Below are 21,820 nucleotides of genomic sequence, written 5' to 3'. Positions count from 1 at the left end.
TTCACGGAGTGTGAACGCAGTTGGATGACAGCACGTGGGCCCGCAATTTTGCCGCAAACTGGCTGTAGCACTCTTACACATGTCGTGACGAGGTCCAGCCTGGGGCGGGCGGGGCACAATGGGAGCCTTCACATCTCCCGTTTCACATCCGGGCGGCCGCAGCAGAGACGCCCTCAAGCTTAGTGCCGCCGGCCCTTCATGACTGTCACCTCTTTCTTCCCAACTCCCGAAAACGACGCGTTCCGGCGCGCTTTGCGCAATATCGAGCAGGGCTTCTATGTGAGGGTGGGCGCGTTGTCGCAAGGCGCGGATTCTGTTCTGCGCGCGTTCGCCGAACGCGGCTGGAGCGGCATCGAGGTTGTGGCTGACCCTGCCGCGCCCGGCGTTGCATGGGCGGACAAGGTGCCCGAGGGGCAAGCCGTCCATTTGATGGTGGTGGATGCCCTGTGGCTCGAGGCGGCCCTGTCGGCGGGGCAGGGTGGGTCTGCCCCTCGCCCATGGCTGGTGGCGATCGCGCCGGCCGACAACGAAATGGCGCTCGACAGCGACCTCGCAAGGCAGCGGTACGTCTTCGTTCATGCAGACGATACCCACCGCTACTACGCGGCGGCCGAACGTGGGGAACTGCATGTGCCCTTGCGCCGGGATGCGGGCGCGTGGCAAGACCGATCCCGTCAACTCGAGATCGAGCTGGCCGACGCCAGGGTTCGCGCGCGGGTCGCCGAGAAAGAGGGGCTTCGTGCGGAACACGAAGAGCGCGAGGCCAGACTGAGTGCAGAGGCACTCTCTGCGCGACTGCAGGACGAACTGCGAGCAAACGAGGCGGCGCGCGCGGGCGCGGAGCACAACGCCGTGCTGGTTGCCCAGATGCGGGCATCTGCCTCGTGGCGCATCACGGCCCCATTGCGCAGGGTGGTGCCGATGATTTCGCCGGCGCTGAGGCAGCATGCACGCCGGCTCGTCAAGGCCGCCTGGTGGGCTGCAACGCCCTGGCGCATGCCACAGCGTGTCCGCTTCATCCAGGCCAGACGCACGGGTGGCGCCGGTGGGCAGGCGCCGAGCGGCAGCCTGGCTCCGTCTCCTTCGATTCCCCTGGAGGGCCAGTATGCAGAGTGGATCCGCAGCGGGGAGAAGTGGTCGGATGCGGCTGAAGTGCCGCGCAACGACCTTCCTCTTGTCAGCTTTCTGGTCTTTGCCGGGACGGACAACAACGAACTGACCCGGACGCTCGAGTCGATTCGCGGCCAGCGACACGGTGAATGGGAAGCCATCGTGTGCGCAGGTGTCGCGCACAGCCGCGAACTCGGGGCGAGGGTTGGTGCCTTGGCGGATGACCGCATCCGTGTGGTCGACGCTGCAGCGCCGGACAAGGCTTCCTGTCTGGCGACCGGCTTCGAGTTGGCCGTCGGGGAGTTCATCGCTGTGCTGGACGCGGGTGACGTGCTCGCCGCCGCCGCATCGAACGAGATTGCTGCGGCGCTGCAACGTTTGCCAGAGGCTGACATTCTCTACAGCGACGAAGACACGCAATCTGCGGCTGGGGCGCGCGAGGCGCCGTACTTCAAACCGGGCTGGTCGCCCGACCTCCTGTACGCGTTCAACTACTTTGGCCGCCTCACGCTGTGGCGTCGTGCGCTCGTGGCCGAGGTGGGAGGGTTCGACCGCCAGGCCGGTGCTGCGGTCGAATGGGACTTGAACCTGCGTGCGAGTGACTCTGCGCAGCGCATCGGGCGGATCCCCAAGGTGCTTTGCCATCTGCGAAACGGCGCGGATCGCGGGCGGCCGGAGTCTGGCACTTCCGGCGCAGCCGACGGTCGCGCTGTCATCGAAAGATACTGGGCGCGTTCCGGCTTCGAAGCTCGTGCGGAAACGCAGCCTGACGGGACACAGCGGGTCATGTGGGCCCTCGCGAAGCCGCCGCTCGTCTCCGTCGTGATCCCGACGCGAAACAAGCCCGAGCTGCTGCGCATGTGCATCGACGGGCTGCTGCGTGGCACAGACTACGACAACAAGGAAATCGTGATCGTCGACACCGGATCCGACGACCCCGCGACGCTCGCGTACTACGGCGAACTCGCGCAGATCCCCTGCATCCGGATCGTCCATTTCCTCAAGAAGTTCAACTACTCCGCTGCCTGCAATTACGGCGCGTCTTTCGCACGCGGCGACCTGCTGCTGTTCCTGAACAACGACATCGAGGTGGTCTCCCGGGATTGGCTGCAGGAACTGGTGAGCTTTGCCGTGCGTCCAGGTGTGGGCGTTGTGGGGACCAAGCTCATCTATCCTTCCGGCGAACTGCAGCACGGTGGCGTCGGTGTGGGCATTCACCTTGCCGCGCTGATGTACAGAAGTGCAGAGGCAGGGCGCTGGGACGTGTTCGGTTCGGCCGAGCACCCGCGCAACTGGCTGGCCATCATGGGCGCGTGTCAGCTGGTGCGCCGCGATGCGTTTGAACAGGTTGGCGGCTTCGACGAGTCCTACCTCGTCGCGATGAGCGACGTGGCGCTTTGCCTGCGCATCTGGCGGGCAGGATTTCGCACGGCCTACGCGCCCCATGCGTGCCTGGTGCATCACGAAGGCGCCACGCGGGGCAACAGCAATCCCGTCATGGACGTTCGAAGGATCGCGGACGATATCCGGGCGCTGGGCATCGACGAAGACCCCTATCTCCATCCCGAACTGGATGGGCATGTCGCCATCCCGACGCTGCGCATCGGCGCGGCGCCCTCCGTCCGCGAGATCCTGCAGATTCGCCTGCGTGAGGATGGCTCGCCGGTTCTGCCCGCGCGAATACTCGATCTGACGGACGATGGTGCATGCTTGCAGGCCTGCAGTGTCGAGCGCGATGAACTGCTGTGGCCTCCCCAGCCGGTGCACCAGATTCGCGACAAATGGTCGGCAGCGCGGTGGTGCCTGGACCTGTTGCGCACGCGCAGCGACCTGCGCCTGCGCTTTCCGCAAGCGTTGTCGGAGGGTGCGTCCGGCGGGTTTGTGCGCTGGCTGAAGGGCGAAGGCCGCCAGCAACTCCATCTCCCGGCCGGATGGGAAACCTGGGTGGATGCGCTTTTTGCGGAAGACCTGTCGGCGCGTGCCCGCCAGATATTTCTCTATCGCGCGGATGTCAGGCTTTTGATGCCGCACGGCCTGACGCCGATCGGCCAGCGAGAACTGTTGCGCTGGTTTGCACGGCATGGTCGGCCAGAGTTCAAGCTCCGCCTGGAAGAGATATGGTGGCTTTTCTGGGAAGCTGCCGAGAATCCGGCGCGCGAACTGGTTCGCGCCTACCTGTTCAATCCGGACTGGCAGCGGTTGTACCCCGACGCGTTGACTGTGTTTGGCCAGGATGCCTTCGCCGCCTGGTTCTCCGCCACCTACCGCATCCACGCGCTTTGGGTTCGGCCTGGCGCATGGCCGCTGACAGCCACGCCCGCACAGCAGATACGCACGGCGTACCATGCCAGGGAGTCATGGCGCCTGGCGGTTCCCAACGCGCTCGGCGATGCCACCCAGGCCGCTGCCCTGATCGACTGGTTGCAGTCAGACGAAGCCATGCTGCGCGGAGAGGTGCGCGATTGGTGTGCGCAACTCGACAAGAACGGCGTCGCGCGCGAGTTGACGGCGCTGGGTGTCAACGTCATCGGCCATTTCTGCTACCCATCGGGGCTGCGGGTGTCGGTCGAGGCCCTTGTTGGCGGGTTGCAGCGAGTGGGCGTTGCGACGTCGTTGCGCGACCTGCGAACGGACAAGAAGGACGACCCCCACCATATTGAGTTCGATGGCTTCGAGGACTTCGATGCAACCATCATCCACACTCAGCCCGAGCCCTTCTTCGACGACGCCTACGACCGGGCCGATCTTTTCGAGCGGGTACCCCGAACCTATCGAATCGCCTACTGGTACTGGGAGTTCGACTCGATCCCCGACGCGTGGGTTGCCAAGGCAACGCAGGTGGACGAAGTGTGGGCCGCCACGGAGTTCGTGGCCAAGGGCCTGCGCGAGAAATTGAAGATCCCCGTGCGGACATTGTTCCCCGGCGTTCAGCTCGGCGCCTACCAGCGGCGGGAGAGGTCGTACTTCGGTCTGAAGGATGGTGTTTTCACCTTCCTCTTCACCTTCCACATGATGAGCATCATGGAGCGGAAAAACCCCTTGGGGCTGATCCGCGCCTTCGAGCAGGCGTTCGCGGCCGGCGAGCCGGTTCAACTGGTGCTCAAGACGTCGTTCGGCGATCGCCATCCCGCGCAGCTGGAAGAACTGCGAGCCGCGGCGAGCGGCAGCAACATCACCATCATCGACCAGGTGTACAGCCCGGATGAGGTGCTCTCGCTGATGGACGCCTGCGATTGCTACGTGTCGCTGCATCGAAGCGAAGGCCTGGGGCTCACGATGGCCGAGGCGATGCTCATGGGCAAGCCGGTGATTGCGACCAATTACTCCGGCAACGTCGATTTCATGAACGACAGCAACAGCCTGCTCGTGCCCTATGAGCGCGTCAAGCTCGGACGCCCGATCCCGCCATATGACGCCGATTCCGAATGGGCAGAGCCGTCCATCGAGCACGCAGCGCAGTACATGCGCCGCATCTTCGAGAACCAGGCATGGGCGCGCGAACTGGGCGCGCAAGCCAAGCTGAGCGCCGAGGCGAGCCTGTCGCTGGAGGCCGCCGGCCGGCGCGTCGCCCAGCGGCTGGCCGAGATCAAGGCAATTCCGAAAGCAAACCCGTCCCGGTGCTGAAGGAGGACTCTTGCCCGGTCGCTATTGCTCGACGATGCGACCGTGCTCGAGATGGATGACCCGGTTGCATTCCTTCGCGATCAGAGCCGGCGAATGCGAAGCCAGAACCAGAATACCGGACTTGGCCACCACGTCCTTCATCCGCTGCTCGGCCTTTTCGGTGAACTCTGCATCGCCGACCGAAAGCCATTCGTCCATCAACAGGATGTCCGCTTCGACGCTGGTCGAGATGGAGAAAGCCAGCCGCATCATCATGCCGGTGGAGTAGGTTCGCACCGGCATGTTGACGTACTCGCCAAGCCCGCTGAACTCGCAGATGGAGGGCGTCAGATCGTCCAACTGCTTCTTGCTCATGCCCATCACGAGGCCGCGCAGCATGATGTTCTCGATGCCGGTGGCATCGGGCTCGATGCCCAGCGATGGATCGATCAGGCTGGACACGGTGCCTTCGCGAACGAACTCGCCGGAAGACGGCTCGTAGACGCCCGCCAGCGCACGCAGCAGCGTCGATTTTCCGGCGCCGTTGTGGCCTACCAAACCAAGGCGATCACCGCTCTTCAATTCAAGATTGATGCCGCTCAGGGCCTGAACCACATTGACCCCGGTTTCCTTGCCGAACCGGCCGCCCGTGACTGAGGATGCGAGGGTCTTCTTCAACGATGCGGCGCCGGCGCCGTAGATCGGAAAATTGACAGAGACGTTTTTGAGGGAAATGAAAGCCATCAGTTACAGCCAGTAGACAACGCGGCGGCGGTACTTCGAAAAAAGCAGGCCCGAAACAACGACCGTCGCCGCTGTCCATCCCAGGATGCCCCACCAGTTGTGGGACTCCGCAACGCCGCCCATCAGCGGCGTTCGCAGCAGATCCAGCATCTGCGCAAACGGATTCCAGAGGATGTACTTGGCACGGCTGGGCAGGCTTTCCGGCAGCCAGAAGACCGGTGTGAGAAACATCAGCATCTGCATCACGCTGGTGACGATCTGGGTGACATCGCGAAACCGCGTGCAGACCAGTCCCAGTGCCAGGCCAAGCGCCTGCGCATTGATCAGAACCAGCAGGAACGCTGGGATAAAGAGCAGGGCCGACCACGACAGCGTGATGCCCGCCCAGATGGCGACCGGGACATACAGCACGATCTGGTGACCGAACTGGATGAGGTTGCGCGCCATGCTTCGCCAGACGAACAGGCTGATGGGGAAGTAGCCCTGCTTCAGATAGTTCGCGGAGCCGATGAACGCATTGCACGCTTCGGTGACCATGCTGGAGAAGAAGCCCCAGAAGATCAGGCCCAGCGCCAGATGGGGAAAGAACGTCGAAAGCTCCGTGCCGAACAGCGAGCTGTAAAGCGGCCCCATGCCACCGATCATGGCGGCCATGCTGAGCGTCAGCCAGATCGGTCCGAGCATTGAGCGCCGATAGCGCAGCACGATGTCGAACCACGCCAGCGTCCACCAGATGTCGGTGCGGCGGGTGCCTTCCCACCAGTCGGCCCACGCACTGCGATGCAAATTGGAATGTGCCTGGCTCATACGCGACCGTAGGTGTCTGCCAGGCGAACAATGTCGTCTTCGCCGAGGTAGCGCCCGCATTGCACTTCGATGAGCACCAGCTCATCCTTGCCGATATTCGTCAAACGATGTTTCTCCTTGAGGGGGATGTACCGGTATTGACCCGGCAATGTCTCGTACTCTACGTCCCCGACCTGCACGATCGCCGTGCCTGCCACGACCACCCAGTGCTCCGCGCGCTGGTGGTGGTATTGCAGGGACAAGGATTCGCCAGGTTTGACCGTGATGCGCTTGACCTTGTAGCCGTCTTCTTCCTTGAGCGACGCGTAGGTGCCCCACGGGCGATGCACTACGGCGGGAAGGTTGATGGTTTCGTGCTTGCGTGCCTTGAGCACGTCGACAACCTGCTTGACCCTCTGCGCGCTGTTCTTGTGCGCAACAAGAAGGGCGTCCGGCGTGTCCACGATCACGAGATCGTGCACACCCAGCGTGGCGACCACCTTCGGGCCATGACTTTCGATCTGCACGTGCGTGCCGGTGGTGTCGATCGCGATCGTGTCATAGGGCATCGTGTTGCCGCTGGCATCCGACGTCTGGGCTTTGGCAACAGAAGGCCAGGTGCCGACATCGCTCCAACTGAACTTGGCGGGCACGACCTGAACGTTGTCGGCACGCTCCATGACGGCGTAGTCGATGCTGATGTCGGGTTGCAAGCCGAAGTCGTGCACTTCGAATTGAACCGTGTCGCCGGCCGTCTTTGCCGACGCAAATGCACGCCGCGCCGCGGTCAGCACCTCGGGCGCGTTGCGCTCGAACGCGTCGATGATCGCGTCCGCCGTGAAGCAGAACATGCCGCTGTTCCAGTAGTAGCGGCCGGTCGCGAGGTATTCCCGCGCGGTTTCGAGATCCGGCTTTTCCACGAAGCGCTTGACCGGCTGGCTGTTGCGTGAGACGTGCTCGACCTCCACGTAGCCAAAGCCGGTATCGGGATTGGTGGGGCTGACCCCGAAAATGACCAGCGCGCCCTTCTCGGCGAGCCGGAACGCCTGGCTGGCACTCGCGACGAAGGCGTCGACATCCGGCACCAGATGGTCGGCCGACAGCACCAGCATCACGGTGTCGCCGCCGAAATCCTTGGCGCATTGCAGCGCGGCAAGCGCGATGGCGGGCGCAGTATTCCGACCCTTGGGCTCGAGCAGGAGCGTCGCCTTGGGCGGATCGGCCATCTGACGCAGCACATCCTTCGTCAGAAACAGATGATCCTTGTTGGTAACCACCATCAGGTCGCCTGTGCCGCACGCCTGCCCGCGTTCGATCGCCTGCTGCAGCAGTGTCGATCCGCCCAGCTTCATGAACGGCTTCGGATACGCCTGGCGCGATGCAGGCCACAACCTGGAACCTGCGCCCCCGGAGAGGACAACTGAAAGGACGCGCATTATTTTCCTGATAACTGGACGGGCGATAATTTTACCGGTCTGGCTTTGACGTCCCCCTGACGCAGGGGGCTGTCCCTCTTTGCGCCATATTCCAACGCCAACCCATTTTCATGAAGCCAACCTTGAATGCCACACGCCGGGCCGCGGAGCACCGCGAACTCCGGCAGGGGCCGGACAAAGGGCAGTTGCTTCGACAGCTTGGCGCCCTGGGCGAACAGATGATCGCGCTCGAGGGGCGGATCGGTGCGATGCAACGGTCGACCAGTTGGCGGATCTCGGCCCCCGTGCGCTGGGTCAGCCGGCAGATGCAGCGCCTGCGAACCGGTGCGACGGTATCCGCGCAGCCACAGGCGCCAAGCTACGCGGAGTGGATTCGCCTGTACGACCAGCCCGACCTGATGTCGCCGGATCGGGTGTTGGCCATTGCCGACGCCTGGCCCCTGCGGCCGCAGTTTGTGATCTTTCTGTCGGTGGCGGGTGCGGACTTGGCCTCGCTGGCCGCCACCATCGACGCGGTGCTCTCCCAGACCTATGCATCCTGGGTACTTTGTGCGCGCGCCGACCCGGCGGCGACCGGTGCGGAAATCCGGACAGCCCTCGCGCGGTACGCCGCGCAGGACGCACGCATCAAACCGGGTCTCGAGGCTGCGAGCGACTGGGTGCTCCCGATAGATGCCGGCGACGTGCTGCCCGCGCATGCGCTGTTCCGTATCGCCCGCGAAATCGTCGAGAACCCGCAAGCCAGGCTCATCTATGCCGACGAGGACGCGCTCGACGCCCACAGTTTGCGCGCCGATCCCTGCTTCAAGCCGGACTGGAACATCGATCTTTTCCGTGCCGGCAACCTGAGTCTTTGTCCGGGCGCGTACGCGCGCGAGCTGCTCGGCGACGCGGGCGAATGGCGCGCCGGCTTCGACGCGGCGGCATACGATCTTGCCCTGCGGTGTGTCGAGCGACTTCGGCCTGACCAGGTGCGGCACATTCCACAGGTGCTCTGCCATCGGCGTGCCGGCCCGGCGGATGCCATTTGGCCGGCGAACGCGCAACGCGCCCGAGCGCAGGCCCTGAGCCAGCACCTTCAGCGCATCGGAGCGCGCGCGGGCGTTGCGGACGCCGGCGGTGGCCTTTTGCACGTTCGCTACGAACTGCCTGCCGATCCGCCGCCGGTGACCCTGGTCATTCCCACGCGCAATGCGGTTGCACTCTTGCGCCAATGCGTCGAGAGCATCGTGCTGGACACGACCTACCCCGACTTCGACATCCTGGTGGTCGACAACGGCTCCGACGATCCGGAAGCGCTGGCCTACCTGGCCGAGTTGAATGCTTCGCCGGGCATCCAGGTGATCCGCGACGACAGCCCGTTCAATTACGCGGCCCTCAACAACAGGGCCGTCGCGCTCGCGCGGGGCGATGTGGTGGGGCTGGTCAACAACGACATCGAAGTCATTTCGCCCGGCTGGCTCGACGAGATGGTCTCGATCGCGCTGCAGCCCGGCGTCGGGGCAGTCGGTGCCAAGCTGCTCTACGCGGACGAAACGGTTCAGCACGGCGGCGTGCTGCTCGGCGTCGGGGGTGTGGCGGCCCATGCGCACAAGCACCTGCCCGCCTGGCACAGCGGTTACTTCCAGCGGGCGCAGTCGATCCAGTCGTTCTCGGCGGTGACCGCCGCCTGTCTCGTGGTGCGCAAGGCCCTCTACCAGGAGGTCGGCGGCCTCGACGAAATGAACCTGAAAGTCGCATATAACGACATCGACTTCTGCCTGAAACTGCGGGCGGCCGGTCATCGCAATGTCTGGACGCCCCACGCCGAGCTGTTCCACCACGAGTCGGCGACGCGGGGGGCGGATGTGTCCGACGTGCAGCGCGCGCGCCTGATCGAAGAGGAGGCCTGCATGCGCCAACGCTGGGGCGACCTGATCGCCAACGACCCCGCCTACAACCCCAACCTTACGATTCACGCAGAGAACTTCGGCCTGGCCTGGCCACCGAGAGTGCCCTGGATCAGCGGTGCCGCAAAGCCATGAACCCAGCGCTCGCCATCTCCGTTGCCCTCTGCACCTACAACGGGGCGCGCTTCATCGAAGAGCAGGTGCGCAGCATCTGCCTCCAGACCGTGCCGCCAGCCGAGATCGTTTTGTCTGACGACGCCTCCACCGACGATTGCGTCGAGTTGGCGCGCAAGGCAGTCGATGCCTGCCTGCAGGAGTGGCCCGGCCTCTCGATCACGCTGAAGGTGCTGCGCAACGCCACGTCGCTGCGCGTCACCAAGAACTTCGAGCAGGCCGCCAGCGCCTGCAGCGGCGACCTGATCGCGCTGTGCGACCAGGACGACGTCTGGTATCCCGATCGCCTGGCGCGAATGGTGGCCGAGTTCGACAAGCGACCCGAGCTGCTGCTGCTGCACAGCGATGCGCGACTGGTCGATGGCCAGCGCAAGGATCTCGGCCAGTCGCTGTTCCATGCGCTCGAGGTGCAGCGTTTCGAGCTCGAATGGATTCACACGGGGCGCGCCTTCGATGTGTTCCTGCGCCGCAACCTCGTGACCGGCGCGACCACGATGTTCCGGCGAACGTTGCTGGCGCCCGCGGTGCCATTCCCGAAGGAGTGGGTGCATGACGAGTGGTTGGCCATCGTGGCCTCGTCGATCGGCCGCGTCGACGTGATCGAGCAAGCGCTGATCGAATACCGGCAGCACGAGAACAACCAGATCGGCGCACGTCGCGACAGCTTTCTGGGCAAGGTGAGGAAGGCACTCGCCTCGCGCGGCAATACGCACGCCGAGCGGGCGTTCAAGGCAGAGCTTCTGTTGACCCGGCTGCTGGCGCTCGGTGACCGCGTTGAACCGGATACCATCCGCAAGTTGCGCGACAAGCTGGTGCACCAGCGCTTCCGGGCTGCGCTCCCGCCCTCGCGCGTGGCGCGCTGCCTGCCGGTACTGCGCGAGGCCCTGACCGGCCGCTACAACAAGTTCGGCCGCGGTGCACGCGGCGTGGTGCGCGATCTGTTCGAATCCGTCTGAATCAAAACTGTCCCCGAATGCCTCACGAAAACGTCATCACCGCCGCTGCGAGGCCGAGCGTCGTCGTGGTCATCCCGTTCTACAACGGCGCCGATTTCATCGAGCGTTCGGTCAAGAGCGTGTTCAACCAGACGGTTCCGGCGCACGAGGTGATCGTCGTCAACGACGGTTCGCGGCCGGAAGAGCGCGAAGCGCTGGGGGCCTTGGCCGCGCGCTATCCGTTCAGGATCGTCGACAAGGAAAACGGCGGCCAGGGCTCGGCGCGCAATGCCGGCGTGGCCGCTTCCAGCGCGGATTTCCTCTGCTTCCTGGACCAGGACGACTTCTATCTGCCGAACCACATCGAGATCCTGGTCGACGGGATTCCCGCCGGTGATGCGCGTTTCGGTTTCGTCTACGCCGACCTGTACGAGGCCGATGTCGACGGCAATGTGGTGCGCACCTCGCTCGTGAAGGAGCATGCGAAGAACCACCCCAAGCGCAGCATCTTCGACCTGCTGCGCTACGACATGTTCGTGCTGCCGTCCGCGGCACTGGTGAGCCGCGTGGCGTTCGATGCGGTGGGTGGCTTCGATGGCCAGTTCATGGGCTACGAAGACGACGACCTCTTTCTTCGCATTTTCCGCAAGGGCTACAGCAACCATTTCATCGACCGTGCCGTCACGGTCTGGTGCATCCACACCGAAAGCACCTCATTCGGCATCCGGATGATCCGCAGCCGCTTTCGCTATTTCAAGAAACTGATCGCGATGTTCCCCGACGAGCCGCGGCGCGGGCGCTTCTACTTTCGCGACCAGCTGGTGCCGAGGTTCGGCAAATTCTTCGTCGATCACGCCATTGAGGCGATCAAGCTCGACAACGAGTACCGCGGCGAGATGTTCGCTTACCTGTCCGAATACACCGACATGGTGCTCGCCAACCCCTACATGGGCCGCCGCCGCAAGGTCAAGCTCTGGATCACGCGCTTCCTGCTGTCGCACAGCACGCCCGGCATCGTCCGCGCGATCGGCTCGGCCACCAAGCTGCCGCTGATCCGCGGCTTTCGCAGGATCTACAAGACCGAGGCCTGACTCCCGCCTCGCACAGCCCTGCGAAACCGCCAGAACGCGCCGGAGCCCCAGACCTTGAGCAGGCTGGTGACGTGCCAGTAAAGATGCCGGCGGCTGGCGTGACTGGCGCGTTGCGCCTCGTGCCGCGCCAGCAAGTCTTCGGCCACCTGCAGCTTCCATCCCGCCAACTGCGTGCGCGCACAGATGTCGAAGTCTTCGCCGTACATGAAAAATCGTTCGTCGAAGCCGCCGACCTCGCGGTACGCGCGGCTGCGAAACAGCATGAAGAGGCCGGGCACCCATTCGGGCACGGCCGGAATGGCATACCCCGGCCGCTTGCGCGTCAGGATCTCGAGCGGCGTGATGATGGCGCGGTGCTGTTCGGGCTGGGCCTTGCCGGGCTCGAGGATGCGCGGTGTCAGCAAGCCGGCATCCGGCGCAGCCTGTGCAGCCAGCGGCGCGAGCACGTCGTTGTCGAAGCGCATGTCCGGGTTGAGCACCAGGAACCATTCGGAATCGCAGTGCCTGAAGGCCTGGTTGTGGTTCGCCCCGAAGCCCATGGCCGCGGCGTTCTCGATCCGTTCGACCGGAAACTGCCACGGCAGGCCCGCCAGCACATCGGGTTCCGGAATGTTCAGGGTCAACACCACCTTGTCGATCGACCCGGCGCTGAACCGGTCCAGTTGTTCCAGCAACGGCCGGACCAGCGCCAGCTGACCGTGGCTCACGATCGAGACGGTGATGGGCTGGGGGGTGCGGGAAGGGGGCGTGGGCATGGTCTAATTTCGACCGGGAATTCTAGGGTTCCCGCTCCATCCCCATGATTGCCCTGATCGTCATCAGTTTCCTCCTCTCCGCGGTTGCCGTGCTGGTGTTCATGCGCCGCGCGCGGCGCCATGCACGGCGCTATGCGGTCGACATGCCGCAGCGCTTTCACAAGGGACACGTGCCGCGCCTCGGAGGCGCCGGAATCTTCATCGGCATGGGCGCGGCCTGGCTCGCGGCCGGGTGGGCCGGAGACCCGTTCAACGTGCGCTGGTCCGTCGGGGCCTCTGGCCTGATGCTGTTGTGCATCGCGCCGGCCGTGCTGGGCGGCATCACCGAGGACGTGACGCAGAAGGTCAAGGTGCGCTGGCGGCTCGGGCTCACCATCGGCTCGGCCTTGCTGCTGTGCTGGCTGCTCGGGCTCGGCGTCTACCGCACCGGCGTCCCTATCGTCGACGGCTGGATGCGCACCGTGCCCTATGTCGCCGTGCTGTTCGCCGCGCTGGCGATCGGCGGCCTGCCGCATGCCTTCAACATCATCGACGGTTACAACGGCCTCGCCGGCACCGTGGCCGTGCTGGTGTGCCTGGCGATCTCGCATGTGTCGCTCCAGGTGGGCGACCGGCAGCTCGCGGCGATGGTGATCTGCCTGGTCGGCGCGACGCTGGGCTTCCTGATGTGGAACTACCCGCGCGGCAAGATCTTCGCGGGCGACGGCGGGGCCTACGTTTGGGGCATCGTCATCGCCGTGGCCTGCGTGATGCTGGTCAAGCGGCACTCGAATGTTTCGCCCTGGTTCCCGATGCTGCTGCTGATCTACCCGGTGTGGGAGACGCTGTTCTCGATCTACCGCAAGCTGGCGCGCGGCCAGTCGCCGGGGACGGCCGACGCGCTGCACTTCCACCAGCTGATCTTCCGCCGCATCGTGCGCGTGGCCTTCGAGGACAACGAGGCGCGCCAGCTGCTGGCGCGCAACAATCGCACCTCGCCCTACCTGTGGATGTTCGCCGCGCTGTCGGTGGTGCCGGCCGTGCTGTTCTGGAACAACACCATCGTGCTGATGCTGTTCTGTCTTCTGTTCGTCACGACCTACGTCATTGCCTACCTGATGATCGTGCGCTTCAAGGTGCCGCGCTGGCTGCGGCCCTAGTCATACCGGCAAAATCCGCCGACTTTCACCTGTGCCATTTCCTCCATGACCGACCCAGTCCTGAACATCCCGCCGCGTGACAAGGCCGAAATCCTGGCCCAGGCGCTGCCGTACATCCGCAAGTTCCACGGCAAGACCATCGTCATCAAGTACGGCGGCAACGCGATGACCGATCCGGCCCTGCAGGCCGACTTTGCCGAAGACGTGGTGCTGCTCAAGCTGGTCGGCATGAACCCGGTGGTGGTGCACGGCGGCGGGCCGCAGATCGAGGCGGCGCTCAACCGGCTCGGCAAGAAGGGCCATTTCATCCAGGGTATGCGGGTGACCGACGACGAGACCATGGAAGTTGTCGAGTGGGTGCTGGCCGGCGAGGTGCAACAGGACATCGTGGGCCTGATCAACCAGGCCGGCGGCAAGGCGGTGGGCCTGACCGGGCGCGATGGCGGCCTGATCCGTGCGCAGAAGCTCAAGCTGGCCGACCGCAACGATCCCAACCTGCATCACGACGTGGGCCTGGTCGGCGACATCGTGGCAATCGACCCCAGCGTGGTGAAGGCATTGCAGGACGACGCCTTCATTCCGGTGGTCAGCCCGATCGGCTTTGGCGAAAACAACGAGAGCTACAACATCAACGCCGATGTGGTGGCCGGCAAGCTGGCCACGGTGCTGAAGGCCGAAAAGCTGATGCTGCTGACCAACACGCCGGGCGTGCTCGACAAGAACGGCAAGCTGCTGACCAACCTGAGCGCGCGCGAAATCGACGACCTGTTCGCCGACGGCACCATCTCGGGCGGCATGCTGCCCAAGATCGAGGGCGCGCTCGATGCGGCCAAGAGCGGCGTGAACGCGGTGCACATCATCGACGGCCGCGTGCCGCACGCGATGCTGCTCGAAATCCTGACCGACCAGGCCTACGGCACGATGATCCGTGCCCGCTGATCAGTTCTCGTAGCCCTTCGGATTCGCCTGCTGCCAGCGCCAGCTGTCGGCGCACATCTGATCCAGCCCGCGGCGGGCCTGCCAGCCGAGCGTGGCCTGCGCGAGCGACGGATCGCCCCAGTACGCGGGCACGTCGCCCGGTCGGCGCGGGCCGATCTCGTAGGCAATCGCGCGTCCGCTGGCGCGCTCGAACGCCTTGACGACGTCCAGCACCGACGCGCCCTGGCCGGTGCCGAGGTTCAGCGTCACCAGCCCGGGCGCGCGCGCCGCATGCCGCAGCGCCGCCACATGGCCCTCGGCCAGATCCATCACATGCACATAGTCGCGCACACCGGTGCCGTCGGGCGTGGGGTAGTCGCCGCCATGCACCGCCAGCCGGTCGCGCAGACCCACGGCAACCTGGCAGACGTAGGGCATCAGGTTGTTCGGCTTGCCTTGCGGGTGTTCGCCGATCAGTCCGCTCTCATGCGCACCCACCGGATTGAAGTAGCGCAGCAGCGCCACGCGCCAGTCTGGCTGAGCGTGCTGCAGGTCGGCCAGCACCTGCTCCACCATGCGCTTCGAATGCCCGTAGGGATTGGCGGGCCGGCACGGCGCGCTTTCGGGAATGGGCGAGCGCTCCGGGTCGCCATACACGGTGGCCGACGACGAAAAGATCAGCGTCTTCACGCCAGCCGCCTGCATGGCCGCGGCCAGCACCAGCGTGCCGTTCACGTTGTTGTCGTAATAACGCACCGGGTCGGCCACCGAGTCGCCGACCGCCTTGAGGCCGGCGAAATGGATCACGCCCGAGATGACGTTTTCGTGAAACAGGCGATCCAGCAGCGCACGGTCGCGCACGTCGCCTTCGATGAACGCCGGCGTTCGGCCCGTGATGGCGGCAAGCCGCTCCAGCACGCGCACGTCGCTGTTGCCCAGGTTGTCGAGGATCAAGGGCGCGTAGCCCGCCGCAGCGAGTGCGACGCAGGTGTGGCTGCCGATAAAGCCGGCTCCGCCGGTCACCAGGATGTTGTGGCTCATTGCTGCAAACATTTCGTGAAGTCGTTCATTCTCTGTGAGCCCGCGCAGAATGATGTTGGCGCGCACTCACTAACGCTGTGCGAGAATCATTTAATTACACTTTTTCGCCACAATCATGCAGCACGAAGAGATGAGCGCCCCTGGTGATGCCATCCCGGCCGAGGCCGCTCTGGCCACGACGCGCAAGCGGCCCAAGCCGGGCGAGCGGCGCGTGCAGATTCTGCAGGCGCTGGCGGCCATGCTCGAGCAACCGGGCGCCGAACGTGTGACGACGGCGGCGCTGGCAGCGCGGCTGGAGGTGAGCGAGGCCGCGCTGTACCGCCACTTCGCCAGCAAGGCGCAGATGTTCGAGGGCCTGATCGACTTCATCGAACAGAGCGTGTTCAGCCTGGTCAACCAGATCACCGAGCGCGACGCGCCGGGCCGGGAACAGGCCGCACGGGTGATTTCGATGGTGGTGCAGTTCGCCGAGAAAAACCCGGGCATGACGCGCGTGATGGTCGGGGATGCGCTGGTCTACGAGAACGAGCGCTTGCAAAGCCGCATGAACCAGTTCTTCGACAAGATCGAATCGACGTTGCGCCAGGCCCTGCGCGGCGTTGCGGCGGACGAGGGCTCGGCCACGCCCACCGTCGATGCGCAGGTGCGGGCCTCTGCGCTCACCGCCTTCGTGGTCGGGCGCCTCCAGCGTTTTGCGCGCTCGGGGTTCCGGCGCGCGCCGTCCGAGCACCTGGAAGCGTCGGTCGCGCTCATGCTCTGAGCCTGTCCCAGCCACTCGACTTGATCCGGCGCGAAGCGTAGGATCAGTGCCCCCTTGCCGCCCCGGTCGCGGCGACAAGTCCGTGTTCGTGTGGCTTCTTGAACGGAGGTTCGTATGAGCTATCACCTGGAAGGTCGCCTGCTCGAGGTATGCAACTGCAACGTCCTGTGTCCCTGCTGGATCGGCGAGGATCCTGACAACGGAACCTGCGACACGATCGTCGCGTGGCGCATCGACAAGGGAACGGTCGACGGCCTCGATGTCGGCGGCAACACCATCGCGGCCGTAGCGCATGTGCCCGGAAACATCCTGGAGGGCAACTGGACGGCGGCGATCTTCGTCGACGACAACGCCTCCAAGGCGCAGGAGGAGGCGCTGCTCAAGGTCTACACCGGGCAGGCCGGCGGGCCGATCGCAGACCTGGCCGCGCTCATCGGTGAGGTCGTGTCGGTCGAACGAGCTTCGATCCGCTTCACCGTGAACGAGGGCAAGGGCGAGTTGGCGATCGGCAAGGACTACTACGCCGAACTGGAGCCCTACCGTGGCGCGACGGGCGGCCAGACCACGCTATCTGACACCGTGTTCTCGACGGTTCCGGGTGCGCCAGTGTTCGTCGGCAAGGCTCCGACCTATCGCTCCAAGAACGCCGCCCTCGGCATCGACCTCGACATCAAGAACCACAACGCCCTGCAAAGCACCTTCGTCTTCGACGCATGAGCGCCGCGCCGGGCCGCCCCAAGCAAGCTCGCACCGCAGTGCGAAGCACGAAGGTTACCCAATGAACCCGGCGGCCCGCTCGCCGCCGCGCAACGTCTCCCGCCACCGCCGCGTGTTCCTGCCGGTTCTTGCAGCGCTGATTGCGCTCGCATGGGTGGTGCTGTGGGCCTGGGCGCGCAGCCCGTACGGACGCTATCTCGAACACGGCGACTGGACGGCCTCGGGGCCGGCAGCGTTCCTGTGCCGGGTCGTTCCCGCTGGCGACGTGGTCGTGCCCATGGTGCTTTACGCCGCGGCGTGGATCCTCATGACGGCGGCCATGATGCTGCCGACCACGCTGCCGCTGTTCAACGCTTTCGACCGGTTGACCACGGGGCGCCCGGATCATGGGCGCCTGCTCATGCTGCTGGGGCTGGGCTACATGGCGGTGTGGGGTGCATTCGGGCTGCTGGCGCACGCGCTCCACAGTGCAGTGCTGGCGCTGCTCGCCAGCGCGCCGACGCTGGCCTGGCATGGCTGGGTGATTGGTGCCGCGACCATTGCGCTGGCCGGTGCCTTCCAGTTCAGCCGTCTCAAGCACCGCTGCCTGGAGAAGTGCCGCACACCGCTGAGCTTCGTCATCGAGCACTGGCGGGGGCAGGCGCAGGCCCGCCATGCGTTCGCATTGGGCCTGCACCACGGCCTGTTCTGCGTCGGCTGCTGCTGGGCACTGATGCTGTTGATGTTCGCGCTCGGCACCGGTAGCTTGGGCTGGATGCTTCTGCTGGCCGCCGTCATGGCGATGGAAAAGAACGTTCCGTGGGGCCATCGCCTGAGCGCGCCGCTCGGGTTCGCGTTGCTGGGCTGGGCCGTCTTCCTGGTGGCGACGCATGCCTGAAGCGCGCGACGGCCCGTCCACGTTGCAGACCTTTGCTCTCACGGCGGTGGCCATGCTGGCGTTCGCGGCCAATTCGCTGTTGTGCCGGCTCGCGTTGCAGCAAGGCGGCATCGATCCGGCCAGCTTCGGCAGCATCCGGCTGGTTTCCGGTGCGATCGCGCTCGTCCTCGTGGTGCGGTTCAGGGCGCAGCCGCCGGTGGCCCGCCGTGCCGACTGGCTCGCCGCCGTCATGCTGTTCGCCTATGTGGCGTTCTTCTCTTTTGCCTACCTGAGCCTGCCCGCGGGCACGGGCGCGCTGATCCTGTTCGGCGCGGTTCAGCTCACGATGCTGGGTGCCGGCCTGGGCGCCGGCGAGCGCTTCGGGCCCGTTGCATGGTTCGGCCTCGTTGTGGCGGCGGGTGGGCTCGTCTACCTGGTGTTGCCGGGCATTGCTGCGCCGCCATTGGCCGGTGCCGTGCTGATGGCCCTTGCCGGCGTGGCGTGGGGCGTGTACTCGTTGCGCGGCCGTGGCGTGCCCGACCCGTTGGCCGCGACGGCCCGCAACTTCACGCGGGCCGTGCCGCTGGCTCTCGCGTTGAGCCTTGTTTTTGCGGCCCGCGCCCATGCGGACGCAACCGGCGTAGTGCTCGCCGTGGCGTCCGGTGCATTGACCTCGGGCCTCGGCTATGTCGTCTGGTATGCGGCGTTGGCCCGTCTTTCGGCCATGCAGGCGGCCACCGTGCAGTTGTCGGTACCGCTGCTGGCTGCGTTCGGCGGCGTGCTGCTCCTGTCGGAAGCGATCACGCCGCGGCTGGCTGTTGCCTCGGTCGCGATCCTGGGCGGTATTGCGCTGGTGTTGAGCCGCAAGTCGCAGCGCCGGCCTTCGGCTTGACGCTTCGCGCTTCGGCTCAGGGTTCGGAGTTCGGGGCGGGCTCAGGCCGGGGGACATTCGCGGAGCAGCGTGCCCCGCCGCCCTGAGCCCGCCCCGGACCCTCAGCGCCCCGGAACCTCGGCCCCGGAATCACAGCGCTCAGAACAACGCAACGCCGGATTCAGATTCTCGAATGCAAAACCGTGTGCGCGCCTCACGCGATGGTCACGCCCATCTTGGCGCCCGCCGCGACGATCTCGCCCCACGTTGCATCGTCCAGCCAGATGCCGTCGCGCTCGCGCGCCACGCGCGCCGCGCGCTCGGGCTCGCCGGCGATCTGCACATGGTCGAAGCCCGCGCCCGGCGGGCTCTGGCGCAACCAGTCGACGAAGGCCGTGGCCTCCTGCGCGAAGCTGGCCTGGGTGCCGAGCTTCGCCGGATCGATCAGCACCGTCAGCATGCCGTTGAGCACGGTGCGCGCCGCGTCCGCCGGGCGGTGCCAGGTACCGCCACCGGTCAGTGCGCCGCCGAGCAACTCGCAGGCCATCGCCATGCCGTAACCCTTGTGCTCGCCAAAGGTCATCAGCGCGCCGAACAAGCCATTGCCTTGCGGCACGACAACCACGCCGGGGTCGTTGGTCGGCGCGCCGCGCTCGTCGATCAGGTAGCCGTCGGGCACGCGCTCGCCCTTGTTGTGGGCCACGCGCATCTTGCCCTGCGCCACTCGGCTGGTCGCAAAGTCGAGCAGGAACGGTTCGGCGCCCGCGAGCGGAATGCCGATGCAGCACGGGTTGGTGCCGAAGCGTCCGTCGCCGCCGCCCCAGGGTGCGACCACGGGGCGCGACAGCACGTTGACGAAGTGCATCGACACCAGGCCTTGCGCCGTCGCCATTTCGGCGAAATGCCCGATGCGGCCCAGGTGGTGGGCCGCCGACAGCGTCATGATGCAACTGCCGTGTTGCTTGGCGCGCGCGGTGCCGAGTTCCATGGCCTGCACGCCGACAATCTGCCCGTAGCCATGCTGGCCGTCGAGCGCGAGCATCGTGCCGATGTCGGCGTTGACCTTGACCGACGCATTGGGTGTGAGCCCGCCTTCCGCCACCGCGTCGACATAGCGCGGCAGCATGCCCACGCCATGCGAGTCGTGGCCGCTCAGGTTGGCCAGCACGAGGTTGTCGGCAACCTGGCCGGCCTCGGCCGGCGTGCTGCCGGCGGCTTCAAGAATGCGGGCGCATTGCGATCGCAGGACAGTGGCGGAAAGTGTCTGTGGCATCAGTGGACTCCAGGGGGGGTTTGCAAGGGCCGCGCAGCGAGACCCGTTCGTGAAACACCGCGGAACCGGCTCTGCCGGGCCGCAGGTGTTGCCCCCGGTCGGGGGAAGGCGAAGGCGACACGCAGTGCGCCGCAGCCTGGGGGCGAGCTACATGACGGCTCCGACTTGCCATGGCACGAACTCGTTCTGGCCGTAGCCGTGTTTCTCGCTCTTCGACGGCTCACCCGATGCGGTGGCCAGCACCAGCTCGAAGATGCGCTGGCCCATCTCCTGGATCGACGCCGTGCCGTCGACGATCTCGCCGCAGTTGATGTCCATGTCTTCCTCCTGACGTTTCCACAATGCCGAGTTGGTGGCGAGCTTGAGCGAAGGCGAGGGCGCGCAGCCGTAGGCCGAACCGCGGCCGGTGGTGAAGCAGATCACGTTGGCGCCGCCGGCCACCTGGCCGGTCGCGCTCACCGGGTCGTAGCCTGGCGTGTCCATGTAGACGAAGCCGTGCGCCGTCACGGGCTCTGCGTATTCGTAGACGGCTTCGAGGTTGCTGGTGCCGCCCTTGGCCACCGCGCCCAGCGACTTCTCGAGGATGGTGGTGAGCCCGCCCGCCTTGTTGCCCGGCGAGGGGTTGTTGTTCATCTCGCCCTCGTTGATCTCGGTGTAGTGCTCCCACCAGCGGATGCGGTCGACCAGCTTCTGGCCCACCTCGCGCTTCACGGCACGGCGCGTCAGCAGATGTTCGGCACCGTAGACCTCCGGGGTTTCGCTGAGGATCGCCGTGCCGCCATGCGCCACCAGCAGGTCGACCGCAGCCCCCAGCGCCGGATTCGCGCTGATGCCCGAGTAGCCGTCCGAGCCGCCGCACTGCAGCCCGATCGTGATGTGCGCCGCGCTGCAAGGCTCGCGCTTCACCGCGTTGGCGCGCGGCAGCATCTCGTTGATGAGCGCGATGCCCTTGTCGACCGTCTTGCGCGTGCCGCCCGTGTCCTGGATGTTGAAGGTGCGGAAGTTCTCGCCCTCGGCCAGATGGCCGGTCGCGAGCCAGGCGTTGATCTGGTTGGCTTCGCAGCCCAGGCCCACCACCAGCACGCCGGCAAAGTTGGGGTGCGTCGCATAACCAGTGAGCGTGCGCTCCAGGATCTGCATGCCCATGCCCTGCGTGTCCATGCCGCAGCCGGTGCCGTGCGTGAGCGCGACGATGCCGTCGACGTTCGGGAACGCCGCGAGCGCCGAAGGGTTGGTCTTGCGCGAGAAATGGTCGGCAATGGCGCGCGCGGCGGTGGCCGAGCAGTTCACGCTGGTTAGCACGCCGATGTAGTTGCGCGTGGCCACGCGGCCGTCCGCGCGCTTGATGCCCATGAAAGTGGCCTCGCGCTTCGCGGGCGCCGGTTTCACGTCGGCGCCGAATGCGTAGTCTCGCGCAAAGTCGCCCTTGTCGGGGCCCATGTCGAGGTTGTGCGTATGCACATGCTCGCCAGCGGCGATCGGCCTGCTCGCGAAGCCGATGATCTGGTTGTAGCGGCGCACCGGCTCGCCCGCGGCGATCGCATGCGTCGCGACCTTGTGGCCGGCGGGAATCAGGCCGCGCACGGCGAAGTCTTCGATCTGCGCGCCGCCGACCAGCTGGCTGCGCGCGATCACGACATCGTCGGCTGGATGCAGACGGATAAACGGGGTCATGGACGTCATGGATGAATCTCCTGGGGAACACCGTGGAACCGGCTTTGC

At 65.7% G+C, this 21,820-nt stretch carries 17 protein-coding genes; 10 read left to right on the top strand and 7 right to left on the bottom strand.

Annotated features, from left to right (window positions below; translation table 11 throughout):
• The first annotated feature begins 198 nt into the window (after nt 1-198).
• Nucleotides 199-4,734, top strand: coding sequence for a glycosyltransferase (locus QTI05_RS05750; RefSeq protein ID WP_286623287.1), 4,536 nt, complete (start codon nt 199-201; stop codon nt 4,732-4,734).
• 21 nt (nt 4,735-4,755) lie between these two features.
• Here the strand turns inward: QTI05_RS05750 and QTI05_RS05745 are convergent, their stop codons facing one another.
• From QTI05_RS05745 to QTI05_RS05735, 3 genes are read right to left on the bottom strand one after another with little or no spacing between them, the layout of a single operon-like run.
• The gene (locus tag QTI05_RS05745; protein ID WP_286541563.1) at nt 4,756-5,457 is read right to left on the bottom strand and encodes an ABC transporter ATP-binding protein; all 702 of its coding nucleotides are present in this window, start codon (nt 5,455-5,457) and stop codon (nt 4,756-4,758) included.
• A gap of 3 nt (nt 5,458-5,460) precedes the next feature.
• Nucleotides 5,461-6,264 (bottom strand): ABC transporter permease, encoded by an 804-nt coding sequence (locus tag QTI05_RS05740; protein WP_286541565.1) that lies wholly within the window; start codon nt 6,262-6,264, stop codon nt 5,461-5,463.
• Nucleotides 6,261-7,679: a mannose-1-phosphate guanylyltransferase/mannose-6-phosphate isomerase gene (locus QTI05_RS05735; RefSeq protein ID WP_286541567.1), complete on the bottom strand. Its 1,419-nt coding sequence runs from the start codon at nt 7,677-7,679 to the stop codon at nt 6,261-6,263. The genes QTI05_RS05740 and QTI05_RS05735 overlap by 4 nt, the downstream gene beginning before the upstream one ends.
• A gap of 218 nt (nt 7,680-7,897) precedes the next feature.
• On the opposite strand from QTI05_RS05735, the gene QTI05_RS05730 reads away from it, so the two are divergent.
• From QTI05_RS05730 to QTI05_RS05720, 3 genes are read left to right on the top strand one after another with little or no spacing between them, the layout of a single operon-like run.
• Nucleotides 7,898-9,703 carry a glycosyltransferase family 2 protein gene (locus tag QTI05_RS05730; protein WP_286657788.1) on the top strand — a complete coding sequence of 602 codons (1,806 nt, stop codon included), beginning with the start codon at nt 7,898-7,900 and terminating at the stop codon, nt 9,701-9,703.
• Nucleotides 9,700-10,698, top strand: a complete 999-nt coding sequence (locus tag QTI05_RS05725; protein ID WP_286623285.1) for a glycosyltransferase family 2 protein — start codon at nt 9,700-9,702, stop codon at nt 10,696-10,698. Before QTI05_RS05730 ends, QTI05_RS05725 begins: the two co-directional genes overlap by 4 nt.
• Nucleotides 10,699-10,715: 17 nt before the next feature.
• Complete coding sequence (locus QTI05_RS05720) at nt 10,716-11,768, top strand: glycosyltransferase family 2 protein (protein ID WP_286623284.1); 1,053 nt, start codon at nt 10,716-10,718, stop codon at nt 11,766-11,768.
• Here QTI05_RS05720 and QTI05_RS05715 read toward each other — a convergent pair.
• Nucleotides 11,750-12,523 carry a glycosyltransferase family 2 protein gene (locus QTI05_RS05715; RefSeq protein ID WP_286623282.1) on the bottom strand — a complete coding sequence of 258 codons (774 nt, stop codon included), beginning with the start codon at nt 12,521-12,523 and terminating at the stop codon, nt 11,750-11,752. The two genes, QTI05_RS05720 and QTI05_RS05715, sit on opposite strands and share 19 nt — an antisense overlap.
• A gap of 44 nt (nt 12,524-12,567) precedes the next feature.
• Between QTI05_RS05715 and QTI05_RS05710 the strand changes: the two genes are divergently transcribed.
• Nucleotides 12,568-13,662 carry a glycosyltransferase family 4 protein gene (locus QTI05_RS05710; protein WP_286623281.1) on the top strand — a complete coding sequence of 365 codons (1,095 nt, stop codon included), beginning with the start codon at nt 12,568-12,570 and terminating at the stop codon, nt 13,660-13,662.
• A 45-nt stretch (nt 13,663-13,707) separates the two neighbouring features.
• Entirely contained in the window at nt 13,708-14,601 is an 894-nt protein-coding gene (gene argB, locus QTI05_RS05705) for an acetylglutamate kinase (RefSeq protein ID WP_286623279.1), read from the top strand.
• Here the strand turns inward: argB and galE are convergent, their stop codons facing one another.
• Nucleotides 14,602-15,621 carry a UDP-glucose 4-epimerase GalE gene (gene galE, locus QTI05_RS05700; RefSeq protein ID WP_286623277.1) on the bottom strand — a complete coding sequence of 340 codons (1,020 nt, stop codon included), beginning with the start codon at nt 15,619-15,621 and terminating at the stop codon, nt 14,602-14,604.
• A 115-nt stretch (nt 15,622-15,736) separates the two neighbouring features.
• Here galE and slmA point away from each other — a divergent pair, with 115 nt between their 5' ends.
• From slmA to QTI05_RS05680, 4 genes are all read left to right on the top strand, one after another.
• Nucleotides 15,737-16,381 (top strand): nucleoid occlusion factor SlmA, encoded by a 645-nt coding sequence (gene slmA, locus QTI05_RS05695; protein WP_286541579.1) that lies wholly within the window; start codon nt 15,737-15,739, stop codon nt 16,379-16,381.
• A 114-nt stretch (nt 16,382-16,495) separates the two neighbouring features.
• Nucleotides 16,496-17,098: a DUF1326 domain-containing protein gene (locus QTI05_RS05690; RefSeq protein WP_286541580.1), complete on the top strand. Its 603-nt coding sequence runs from the start codon at nt 16,496-16,498 to the stop codon at nt 17,096-17,098.
• A 61-nt stretch (nt 17,099-17,159) separates the two neighbouring features.
• Entirely contained in the window at nt 17,160-17,975 is an 816-nt protein-coding gene (locus QTI05_RS05685; RefSeq protein WP_286541582.1) for a DUF2182 domain-containing protein, read from the top strand.
• Nucleotides 17,968-18,846, top strand: coding sequence for a DMT family transporter (locus QTI05_RS05680; RefSeq protein WP_286623275.1), 879 nt, complete (start codon nt 17,968-17,970; stop codon nt 18,844-18,846). The genes QTI05_RS05685 and QTI05_RS05680 overlap by 8 nt, the downstream gene beginning before the upstream one ends.
• 193 nt (nt 18,847-19,039) lie before the next feature.
• Here the strand turns inward: QTI05_RS05680 and QTI05_RS05675 are convergent, their stop codons facing one another.
• Together QTI05_RS05675 and QTI05_RS05670 are read right to left on the bottom strand one after the other, a co-directional pair.
• Nucleotides 19,040-20,098, bottom strand: a complete 1,059-nt coding sequence (locus QTI05_RS05675; RefSeq protein WP_286623274.1) for a malate/lactate/ureidoglycolate dehydrogenase — start codon at nt 20,096-20,098, stop codon at nt 19,040-19,042.
• A 147-nt stretch (nt 20,099-20,245) separates the two neighbouring features.
• Entirely contained in the window at nt 20,246-21,772 is a 1,527-nt protein-coding gene (locus tag QTI05_RS05670) for a UxaA family hydrolase (RefSeq protein WP_286623368.1), read from the bottom strand.
• Between the last annotated feature and the right edge of the window lie 48 nt (nt 21,773-21,820).

The organism is Variovorax fucosicus (assembly GCF_030316825.1).
In the GTDB taxonomy this organism is placed as follows: Bacteria; Pseudomonadota; Gammaproteobacteria; order Burkholderiales; family Burkholderiaceae_C; genus Variovorax; species Variovorax fucosicus.
Note: the sequence above shows the minus strand (reverse complement) of the source record. Positions and strands in the feature narration are given on the sequence as shown.

Coding starts and splice junctions, on each gene's coding strand:
- QTI05_RS05720 (WP_286623284.1), top strand. CDS start 10,716: ATGCCTCACGAAAACGTCATCACCGCCGCTGCGAGGCCGAGCGTCGTC.
- QTI05_RS05740 (WP_286541565.1), bottom strand. CDS start 6,264: ATGAGCCAGGCACATTCCAATTTGCATCGCAGTGCGTGGGCCGACTGG.
- QTI05_RS05715 (WP_286623282.1), bottom strand. CDS start 12,523: ATGCCCACGCCCCCTTCCCGCACCCCCCAGCCCATCACCGTCTCGATC.
- QTI05_RS05680 (WP_286623275.1), top strand. CDS start 17,968: ATGCCTGAAGCGCGCGACGGCCCGTCCACGTTGCAGACCTTTGCTCTC.
- QTI05_RS05675 (WP_286623274.1), bottom strand. CDS start 20,098: ATGCCACAGACACTTTCCGCCACTGTCCTGCGATCGCAATGCGCCCGC.
- QTI05_RS05725 (WP_286623285.1), top strand. CDS start 9,700: ATGAACCCAGCGCTCGCCATCTCCGTTGCCCTCTGCACCTACAACGGG.
- QTI05_RS05690 (WP_286541580.1), top strand. CDS start 16,496: ATGAGCTATCACCTGGAAGGTCGCCTGCTCGAGGTATGCAACTGCAAC.
- QTI05_RS05730 (WP_286657788.1), top strand. CDS start 7,898: ATGATCGCGCTCGAGGGGCGGATCGGTGCGATGCAACGGTCGACCAGT.
- QTI05_RS05750 (WP_286623287.1), top strand. CDS start 199: ATGACTGTCACCTCTTTCTTCCCAACTCCCGAAAACGACGCGTTCCGG.
- QTI05_RS05670 (WP_286623368.1), bottom strand. CDS start 21,772: ATGACCCCGTTTATCCGTCTGCATCCAGCCGACGATGTCGTGATCGCG.
- QTI05_RS05735 (WP_286541567.1), bottom strand. CDS start 7,679: ATGCGCGTCCTTTCAGTTGTCCTCTCCGGGGGCGCAGGTTCCAGGTTG.
- QTI05_RS05745 (WP_286541563.1), bottom strand. CDS start 5,457: ATGGCTTTCATTTCCCTCAAAAACGTCTCTGTCAATTTTCCGATCTAC.
- galE (WP_286623277.1), bottom strand. CDS start 15,621: ATGAGCCACAACATCCTGGTGACCGGCGGAGCCGGCTTTATCGGCAGC.
- slmA (WP_286541579.1), top strand. CDS start 15,737: ATGCAGCACGAAGAGATGAGCGCCCCTGGTGATGCCATCCCGGCCGAG.
- QTI05_RS05685 (WP_286541582.1), top strand. CDS start 17,160: ATGAACCCGGCGGCCCGCTCGCCGCCGCGCAACGTCTCCCGCCACCGC.
- argB (WP_286623279.1), top strand. CDS start 13,708: ATGACCGACCCAGTCCTGAACATCCCGCCGCGTGACAAGGCCGAAATC.
- QTI05_RS05710 (WP_286623281.1), top strand. CDS start 12,568: ATGATTGCCCTGATCGTCATCAGTTTCCTCCTCTCCGCGGTTGCCGTG.